Annotated in this window: 10 protein-coding genes; 7 read left to right on the top strand and 3 right to left on the bottom strand. The window is 63.0% G+C overall.

Annotated features, from left to right (window positions below; translation table 11 throughout):
* Positions 1–385, top strand: a 385-nt coding sequence (locus VIG90_RS01740) for an efflux RND transporter permease subunit (RefSeq protein WP_331591699.1), incomplete at its 5' end; no start/stop codon positions are given.
* Positions 382–1,851: an efflux transporter outer membrane subunit gene (locus VIG90_RS01735; protein ID WP_331591697.1), complete on the top strand. Its 1,470-nt coding sequence runs from the start codon at positions 382–384 to the stop codon at positions 1,849–1,851. The genes VIG90_RS01740 and VIG90_RS01735, both read left to right, overlap by 4 nt.
* 316 nt (positions 1,852–2,167) lie before the next feature.
* Here the strand turns inward: VIG90_RS01735 and VIG90_RS01730 are convergent, their stop codons facing one another.
* Both VIG90_RS01730 and VIG90_RS01725 read right to left on the bottom strand, forming a co-directional pair.
* Positions 2,168–3,241: a S41 family peptidase gene (locus VIG90_RS01730; RefSeq protein WP_331591696.1), complete on the bottom strand. Its 1,074-nt coding sequence runs from the start codon at positions 3,239–3,241 to the stop codon at positions 2,168–2,170.
* Positions 3,242–3,260: 19 nt separating this feature from the next.
* The gene (locus tag VIG90_RS01725) at positions 3,261–3,767 is read right to left on the bottom strand and encodes a hypothetical protein (RefSeq protein ID WP_331591695.1); all 507 of its coding nucleotides are present in this window, start codon (positions 3,765–3,767) and stop codon (positions 3,261–3,263) included.
* Positions 3,768–3,949: 182 nt separating this feature from the next.
* Between VIG90_RS01725 and VIG90_RS01720 the strand changes: the two genes are divergently transcribed.
* From VIG90_RS01720 to VIG90_RS01710, 3 genes are all read left to right on the top strand, one after another.
* Positions 3,950–5,080, top strand: coding sequence for a sensor histidine kinase (locus VIG90_RS01720; protein WP_331591694.1), 1,131 nt, complete (start codon positions 3,950–3,952; stop codon positions 5,078–5,080).
* Complete coding sequence (locus VIG90_RS01715; RefSeq protein WP_331591692.1) at positions 5,077–5,832, top strand: LytTR family DNA-binding domain-containing protein; 756 nt, start codon at positions 5,077–5,079, stop codon at positions 5,830–5,832. The genes VIG90_RS01720 and VIG90_RS01715 overlap by 4 nt, the downstream gene beginning before the upstream one ends.
* A gap of 683 nt (positions 5,833–6,515) precedes the next feature.
* A protein-coding gene (locus VIG90_RS01710) for an IS5 family transposase (protein WP_331591691.1) occupies positions 6,516–7,273 on the top strand; the annotation gives its coding sequence in 2 pieces (ribosomal slippage) (positions 6,516–6,849 and positions 6,849–7,273; 759 coding nt in all).
* Between the two features lie 45 nt (positions 7,274–7,318).
* Here the strand turns inward: VIG90_RS01710 and VIG90_RS01705 are convergent.
* Positions 7,319–7,687 (bottom strand): VOC family protein, encoded by a 369-nt coding sequence (locus tag VIG90_RS01705; protein ID WP_331591690.1) that lies wholly within the window; start codon positions 7,685–7,687, stop codon positions 7,319–7,321.
* A gap of 74 nt (positions 7,688–7,761) precedes the next feature.
* Here VIG90_RS01705 and VIG90_RS01700 point away from each other — a divergent pair, with 74 nt between their 5' ends.
* A complete protein-coding gene (locus VIG90_RS01700) occupies positions 7,762–8,466 on the top strand; it encodes a YafY family protein (RefSeq protein WP_331591689.1) in 705 nt (234 codons plus the stop codon).
* Between the two features lie 65 nt (positions 8,467–8,531).
* Positions 8,532–8,718 (top strand): hypothetical protein (locus tag VIG90_RS01695; RefSeq protein ID WP_331591688.1); only part of this gene is annotated, 187 nt, incomplete at its 3' end.

Raw genomic sequence — 8,718 nt, 5'->3', positions numbered from 1 at the left:
CAACAACATCTTCACGCAGATCGCATTCGTCGTGTTGGTCGGCCTGGCCGCCAAGAATGCCATCCTGATCGTGGAGTTCGCCCGCGCGAAGGAACAGGAGGGCATGGAGCCGCTGCCGGCGGTTCTGGAGGCTGCGAAGCTGCGTTTACGGCCGATCCTGATGACGTCCATTGCCTTTCTCGCCGGCGTCATTCCACTCGTGATCGCGAGCGGCGCGGGCGCGGAGATGCGTCACGTCATGGGCATCGCCGTGTTCGCCGGGATGCTCGGGGTCACGCTGTTCGGGCTGATCCTCACTCCCGTCTTTTACGTCGTCGTGCGACGTTTCGCGGCCCGCCGCGGACCACGCCAGCCATCGGCCCCGCTTTCGGAGCTAAATATATGAATGCTCGATTGAATGCCCTGAGTCGCAAGCTCGCCCTTCTGCTCGGCTCGGCGGTGCTTGCCGGCTGCTCTATGACACCGAAATATGTGCGCCCGGAAGCGCCGGTAAGCCCATCGTTTCCGACGGGCGCAGCCTATGAGGGCGCGCAGCCTTCCGATCCCGGTGCGGGAGGAGCAGAGATTGGGTGGCGAGACTTTTACGATGATCCGCTGCTGCACGAGTTGGTCGAAAAGGCGCTGGCGAATAATCACGACCTTCGTGTGACGGCGCTGAATGTGGAAGCGGCGCGCGCGCAATACCGCATCCAGCGATCCGAACTGCTGCCGACTATCGCTGTCGGTGCGGAAGGGACAGCGCAACGTTTGCCGACCGACCTGTTCTATAACCGCCGTAGCTATCAGGTGGGGGTGACTTCCTCGACCTGGGAACTTGACCTTTGGGGTCGCATCCGCAGCTTGAGCGATCAGGCGCTCGAATCCTATCTGGCGCTCGACGCGACCCGGCAGGCATCGCAGATGAGCCTTGTTGCCGAAGTCGCCAACGCCTATCTGACGCTGCGCGCCGATCAGGAGCTGCTGCGCCTCGCCAAGGAAACGCTTGCCACCCAAGAACGCAGCTATGCACTGACGAAGCAGCTCGTCGAGGTGGGCAACCTTGCCCGGCTCGATCTCGAACGCGCCGAGGTGGCGCTACGCACGGCAGAGTCGGATCGTGCGACCTATACCCGCCTTGCCGCACAGGATCGCAATGCGCTGGTTCTGCTGCTGGGCGAGCCTCTGTCGGCGGAGCTTGCCGCCCGGCTCGATGCGGCCGCCACGCTGCCCGACGGGATCATGCCCGCCGATCTGCCCGCTGGCTTGCCTTCAGACCTTCTCACACGCCGCCCCGACATCCGCGCGGCGGAACATACGCTGCGCGCTGCGAACGCCAATATCGGCGCTGCCCGCGCGGCGTTCTTCCCGACGATCAGCTTGACCGGCTCGGCGGGAACGGCGAGCGCCAGCCTGGACGATCTGTTCTCGTCGGGATCGGGCGCATGGAGCTTCATGCCGCGCATAACCCTGCCGCTTCCGATCTTCGGCGGCAGCGCGTTGAAGGCCAATCTCGATCGTGCGGAAGTGCAGAAAAGGATCGAGATCGCCAGTTATGAAAGGGCGATCCAGTCAGCTTTCCGCGAAGTGGCTGACGGCCTCGCCGGCAAAGGCACATTGGACGCTCAAATCCAGTCGGAAACGCAACGGGTCGAGGCAAGCCTCAACGCCTATGCGCTCGCGGAACAGCGGCTCAAGGCGGGTGAGGATGATAATCTCGCCCTGCTTGACGCGCAGCGCACGCTTTACGGATCGCAGCAAGCCCTGATCCGCTCCAAGCTGATGCGGCTCAGCAATCTCATCAATCTCTACAAGGCACTCGGCGGCGGCTGGAGGGAATTCGCGGCCCCGCCTGATGATCCGCAAGCGCGGTGATCGAGCTGCGCCAGCTTCGCTACCGGATTGCAGCGGCCGAGGCCAGAAGCTGCTCGGTGACTTGCGTCATTTCCGGCTACTTGATGTCCGTGATCCGAGCGGCGCGCAAGGACGGCCTGCCGCCGCTGGTGCCCGGATCTGCAGTTCTGGGAAGCTGTTCCGGGAGCAGTAGAAAGGGAGCAAATACCGGTGACCCGGCATGCACGTGCGCTGGTAGGCGAACGCTTTGACCGGTTTGTGCGCCGGGACGGAGCCCGGGGTCTTGCGGCCCTCATGAGTGTTTTGTCATTAAGAATTCGAAGGACGAAGGGGTACATCAGCGAACGCCAAGCGGCGCGTAAGTGCTGTAAGAGCCACATCCGGTGACGCCCGCAAGTTCGAGGGCGGTCTCGAGCGCCCGGTCCGCAGGCACGGCCACGTCAGGCGCAACGCCGACCCCTTCCCAGCCGCGCCCTGTGTCCGGATCAATGGTTCGCCCGAACGGCACGAAGGCGACGAAGCGCTCTCCCACACGCACGAAGCTGCCGTAGTGTCCGGCCCCGCTCGTCGTCTCGCCGACGATGGTGGCGCGGCCGGTGCGCTTGAGGGCCAGTGTCATGGCCTCGGCAACCGATGCGGTCCTGGCCGAGGTCAGCACATAAACCGGGGTGTTAAAGAAGCGCCTCTCGCTGGCGTGTGGTGTTGCCACATGTTCGCGCCGCACGACGCTTTCGGGCGACGCCACGCGGCGCAGCGATGGCCCCTCGTCCGGCGCGCCGAGGCTGGCTTCAGCATCTGCGCGGGTGTCCATGAGAAGAAGGGGTATCGGCTTCTCGAACAGGTACGGGAAGAGCGTGTCCATGATCTCCCCTGCCCCGCCGCGGTTCTGTCGCAGGTCGAGGATCAATACACGGGCACCGGCGTGAGCGAGAAGGAGTCGCTTGGCCTCGGCCGCAACGTCCGGATCGGCAGGTGAAGCGTTGATGGCAAGCCAGGCGATGCCCGGCGCAACCCAGCGCGCCTCAAGGTCGGGCAGGAGGCGCGGTGCACGCGTTCCGCGACCGCGCTCGGGCACATCCCCGACGCTTATCCGCAGATGCTTGTCCGGCGACACTGCCCGCACGTAATCGGTCAACCGCGCGGCGAAGGCGTTCGCATCCGCCAGTTCGTCAAAGTCCCCGCGGGCCGCGGCGCCCTCAAGGGCGGCAGCGTAGCGGGAACCCGTGGCGGCATCGACGTAGCGAGCGCGCAGCAGTGCGGCAAATTCTTCAATTACGGCTTTGCGTTCGGCTGCATCAATCATCCGGGCTGCCTCGGTTGAGGACCGGCCCAGCGCTTGATGGTCCAGAGCCAGAGGCATGACGGCCGTGCCCAGCAGCAGGGCCGCAAGTACCAACGCGGGGGTTTTCATGGTGCCTCTCCCGGGTGTTTCAGTGGTCGAACTTGGCGCCGGCAAACGGCTTCGCCCCGTCCCAGGCCGCAGTCGGCATCGGCGTGTCGGTGTCAGCAACGAAGGCCCAGGTGCCGTCCGGCTGGCGCTCTGACACAGTCATGAACTTGCCGACCTGCACGCTGTCCTTGCCGGCTGGACCGGCGATGCTCAGGCGATAAAGGCCTGTATCGATGATGATCGACCCGAAGGTCTGTCGGCCGGTCACGCGGAAGCGGATTTGAAGAGCTCCACGCTCTGATCTCGCTTTTGCAAGAAGAGCGCCGGGGCCTTTGACGATGTGCTCACGCCCCACCACCCAGGGTGCGTTGGGCTGGGATGGGAAGACGATCGCCTCTGGCGCGTAGACTTTCTCAAGGGCGCTGGCATCTTCTGCCTCGTAGGCGGCGCTCATGCGATCGTAGTTTGCATTGACGCCTGCGTCGTCGGCCAGGGCCGACCCCGCGCTCAGGATGGTTGCGAATATCGACATCAGGATCGGGCGCATCAGTATCTCGTCTGTTTGAAGTGGCCTGCTCTGGATGCACCAGATGCGGCTCTTCCTCTTCTGGCCTGCGCCCGATCGACGGGATCTCGGCTGGTCGACGAGCCTGCGACGAAGATGCGACGAAAGGCGATGCGAGGCGGCACGGCCTTTGATATGATTTCGGGTCCGGAGATGCCTCGGTTATGACAACACCTCCCTCCCCTTCCGCCGATAAGCGGCTCGGAATCGCCTGGCTCGTCAGCGGCTTGTGGCTGCTGGGCTTTCTTGCCATGGCGGGGGCTGCGCTCGCCTCCAGGGAGGAAGGAATAGCCGCTGGCCTCATGCGTGCGGCTCTCATGGCCGGTGTCGGCGCCGGCCTTTGTCTGCTGCTGTGGCGCGGGATCTCAACCACGCGTTGGGCGCTGCCCATAAGAGTATCCCTGCTGACAGTCGGCGTCGTTGCGGCAGTTGCGGCGCACACGGCGATCGACCTGGGCTCGGCAGCACTTTTCCGCACAGTTGCTGGCGATCACGACCCGGTGGTGAAGATCGTCTCCGACACACCCTGGCGCGGCTTTGTCATGCGCCTGATCATCGCCTCGAACATGCTGCTCTATGCGGGTCTTTACGCCTTCTTTGCCATGGCCGCCGTCGCCTTGCGGTCGGCAAGCGAGGCGCGGGATCGGGATCAGCTGCTGGCGGAGGCCAGGATCGCCACGGCTGGTGCCAGACTTGCAGCGCTACGGCACCAGCTCTCACCGCACTTCGTCTTTAACGCCCTGAACGCGCTCGCCTCGCTGGTCGAGACCGGCCGCACAGCAGAAGCGGGCCAGTTGATCGAGCGACTGTCGGATTTTCTGCGCTCATCGCTCAGCGGCGAGGACGCAGCATTCGTCACGCTCGATGAAGAACTGGCAAGCCTTCAGGCCTACCTCGACATCGAGACCGTCCGCTTCGGCGACCGACTGCACGTGCGCTACGACTGCCCACCCGAACTCCGCCAGGCGCAGGTGCCGAGCTTTCTCCTCCAGCCGCTGGTGGAAAATGCCATCAAGCATGCGGTGGGGCCGGCCCTGCAGCCTGTCACGATCCGCCTGTCGGCGCAGACGGACGGGAAGGACCTGGTTCTGTCCGTGGATGATGACGGTCCCGGCGAGGGAGCCGAGCCTGCGGTGAAGCCGCGCGGTGCGGGCGTTGGACTGCGCAATACCCGTGAGCGGCTGGCCCTCGTCTACGGGTCGCGCGGCACGCTCGACGCGGCGCGGCACGGCGACGGCTTCCTCGCCACTGCGCGTCTGCCGCTGACGCTTGCCGAAGCGAGAGGCACCCTATGAGCGATGTGCTGCGCATCCTGCTGGCCGACGACGAGCCCCTGGCGCTCGAACGGCTGGTGTTCGCCCTCCGGGACATCGAGGGGACCGAGGTGGTGGCAACCGCCTCGAACGGGCTGGAGGCGGCTCAAAAGATCATCGAGCTCAAACCCGATGTGGCGATCCTCGACATTCAGATGCCGGGGCGCACCGGTCTGGGCATCGCTGCGGGTCTCGACCCTGCGGACCGGCCTGAGATCATTTTTGTAACTGCCTATGAACATCATGCTGTCGATGCCTTCGATGTGGAGGCTGCCGACTATGTGTTAAAACCCCTGCGGCTCGACCGGCTGCGCCAGGCAATCGAGCGCGTGCGTCGCCGCCGCTCCAGCCGAGGGCAAGTGGCTCCGGCCGATGCCGCGCATCAGGCAAACAACATGAGCGGGGATGAGGCCTTCTGGGTGCAGGGACGCCATGGGCTCGTGCGGGTGGGCATCGATGAGCTCGACTGGATCGAGGCTGCCAAGGACTATGTGCTCCTGCACACGCCAACGCGCAGCCACATCCTTCGGGCGACCATGGGGGCAATCGAGACGCGCGTTGCGCCGTGCGGTCTCATCCGTGTTCATCGCTCGGCCATCGTGCGGCCCGGCGCAGTGCGCTCGCTACAACACTCCGCCAATGGAGCGGCAACCCTTGTGCTTGATGGCGGGATCGCCGTGCCGGTGGGGCCAAGCTACCTGCCCGAAGTAATGAAGCGCTTCGTGCGGACCTGATAAAACGAACCCATAACGCCAGCGTCCGCTGATCTGCGCGGGAAGAATGAACTATCCGCCGAGAAACCGGGGCGATGTAAGGTATGGCCCGTCTGATCTTCGGATTGGGTCGCGAACGTGTCTGCCCCCTAACCGCCATTGACGGTTGCTTGGGGCCGGTAATGACCACTTGCATGCAATGAAGGACCAAATCGCCAACATCTGAGAGCGATCGACATGACCTGCCGGTACCACGGGATACGCAAACTGACCCATGATGGGATTTTAAAAGGCGTGCCGGCCTGCGCTCCAAATGAAAATGAAAACCGACAACCCCACCCACCTGATGATCCCTGACGCAACATGAGCAACTCAGAGTGTGGTTATGGCAGCTTCGCGCCCAACTTTGACATTGGGTGCCTGCACCGGTCTTCCTGCAAGCAGACATTCCTTACCCCGGGTACGAAACGTCAAGAACTATGCGCTGTGCGGTGACGAGGACACCGCGAGCGGACCGCCGAAGTTGTGGATGTGAGGAGCCGAATCTTCTGGCGTGATGCCGACCAAATGCGTCGTGCCAAATTCTTATAAGGCCAGTCGCCGGTTGACCTACGGGCGGGTCTCGTCTGCCTCGCCACATCTAGGCTCAGGACCTATTAATTTGGCTTGAGGGGTGATTCAGTGCTTCTGTGATGGAGGCACTAATGAGCGATCTGTTTCTGCTGAGCGAGCGCCAGATGGCGCGCCTCTCGCCGTATTTCCCCTTAGCGCACGGCGTCCCACGGGTGGACGACCGGCGGGTGGTGAGCGGGATCGTGTACGTGATTCGCAATGGCCTACAGTGGAAGGACGCGCCTAAGGAGTACGGTCCCCATAAGACGCTCTACAATCGGTTCATGCGCTGGAGCAGGCTGGGCGTGTTCGACCGGATCTTCGCCGCTCTGGCGGGTGAAGGTCCCAAGCCCGAGCGGATCATGATCGACGCCACCCACCTGAAGGCACACCGCACGGCGGCGAGCCTGCTCAAAAAGGGGATGTTCCCCGTCGTATCGGGCGCACGAAAGGCGGCCTGAACTCCAAACTCCACGCTGTCTGTGATGCGGCGGGGCGGCCCATCATCCTGCTTTTGTCGGAAGGCCAGATGAGCGACCATAAGGGCGCTCGGCTCGTTCTGGAGGCGCTGCCGACTGGCGCAACGCTGATTGCCGACCGAGGTTACGACAGCAACTGGTTCCGGGAGGCTCTCGCCGACAAGGACATCACACCCTGCATTCCGCCGACCAAGAACCGGAAAGCTCCCATCGCCTATGACAAGACGCTCTATCGGCAACGACACAAGGTCGAGAACATGTTCGCCAAGCTCAAGGACTGGCGCCGGATCGCGACCCGCTATGACCGCTGCGCCCACACCTTCTTCTCAGCCATCTGCATCGCAGCGGCCATCGCCTTCTACCTCACTTAGCGCGGATTTTGTAGGAAGCGCCATTAGGAGGGTTTGAGCACGAATTCATTCGTCGGGGGTGCAGACGCGGATGCGATGGCCGTCCGGATCAATCGCGACAAAGGTCAGGCCGAATACGGCTTCGTGCAGCGGTTGCTCGATCGTGACTCCAGCCTTGCTCCAGCGCTCATGCAGATCGCTGACCATTTGGTCGTTCGGCACCATGAAGGCCACTTCCGAACGGTGGCCGGAACCACCGGAGACGAAGTTCTTGGCGCTCGTGGACCACAGGGATAAGGTTAAGCCATTCTCAAATTCGAAGGCAACGTAGGTCGGATATGCGGCTGTCGGGGGAATCCCGAACAGGTGCTCGTAGAATGCAGCACTGTTCTGAGGGTTCTCCACGTAGAGAAGGAGGAGGTTGGGGATCAACATGTCTCGGCTTTCCTATAGAGGCAGAACCGAGCATAAGGGATGACGCTGTCAGAATGTGGCAGTATAGTTCAGCCATGGTGCGCACCGAACGTCTTCTCAGTCTCTTACAAATCCTTCGCCGCCATGGCCGTCCTGTTAGCGGCCGAACGCTGGCGGATGAACTCGGCGTCAGCATCCGCACCCTGTATCGTGACATCGCGACCCTTCAGGCGCAGGGCGCCAGTATCGAGGGAGAGCCAGGTGTCGGCTACGTCCTTCGCCCGGGGTTCCTGCTGCCTCCCATGATGTTCTCGCAGGTCGAGTTGGAAGCCCTGATGCTGGGCATGCGCTGGGTGTCCACCTTCGCAGACCGACCGCTGGCGGTAGCGGCTGACGATGCCCTGGCGAAGATCAGGGATGTCCTTCCGACGGAGGCCCGCGACGGCATGGGTGCAGTTCCGTTACGCGTTGGACCCGCCGGATCCGCTCACCTCGCTGCGGAGGACCTCTCGAACCTGCGCGTAGCGATTCGGCGCCAGCATAAGCTCGAGATCCAGTACCGGGATGGTGGCGGACATGAGAGCACAAGGGTGATCTGGCCATTTGCCATTGGGTACTTCATCGATGGACGGATACTGGTCGGCTGGTGCGAGGTGCGCCAGGACTATCGTCACTTCCGAACCGACCGGCTGATCCGAACCCGCTTGCTTGAAGAGCGATATCGTCGAAGTCGGACGGGGATGCTCCGGGATTGGCTGGCGCACCAGGCTCTCGGGAGCCGAAGCCTTACCTTGGCGTAACTGGGATCCGGCAGTGTTCTCACGGATGATTAGCCGCCCAAGCCTCAAGCCGGGCGCCCCGCTCGGTGCCGATGGTTTTTGCTGCCGAATACGAATTAACGAGTCCTGACCCTAGTCATCTGGAACTGAAGTTCCTGTCATTGATTCCTCCTCCTGAACAGCGGGAGAGAAGTGATGGCTGGCTACCGGGGGCGCCCAACAGATCCGTTGATGTTGAGCGAGGAAGAGCGCAGTTATTTGATTGGTCAGATC

This window comes from Pedomonas sp. (genome assembly GCF_036515995.1).
Taxonomy (GTDB): Bacteria; Pseudomonadota; Alphaproteobacteria; order Sphingomonadales; family Sphingomonadaceae; genus Pedomonas.
The sequence above is the reverse complement of the archived record's forward strand: the minus strand, read 5'-3'. Positions and strand labels throughout refer to the sequence as shown.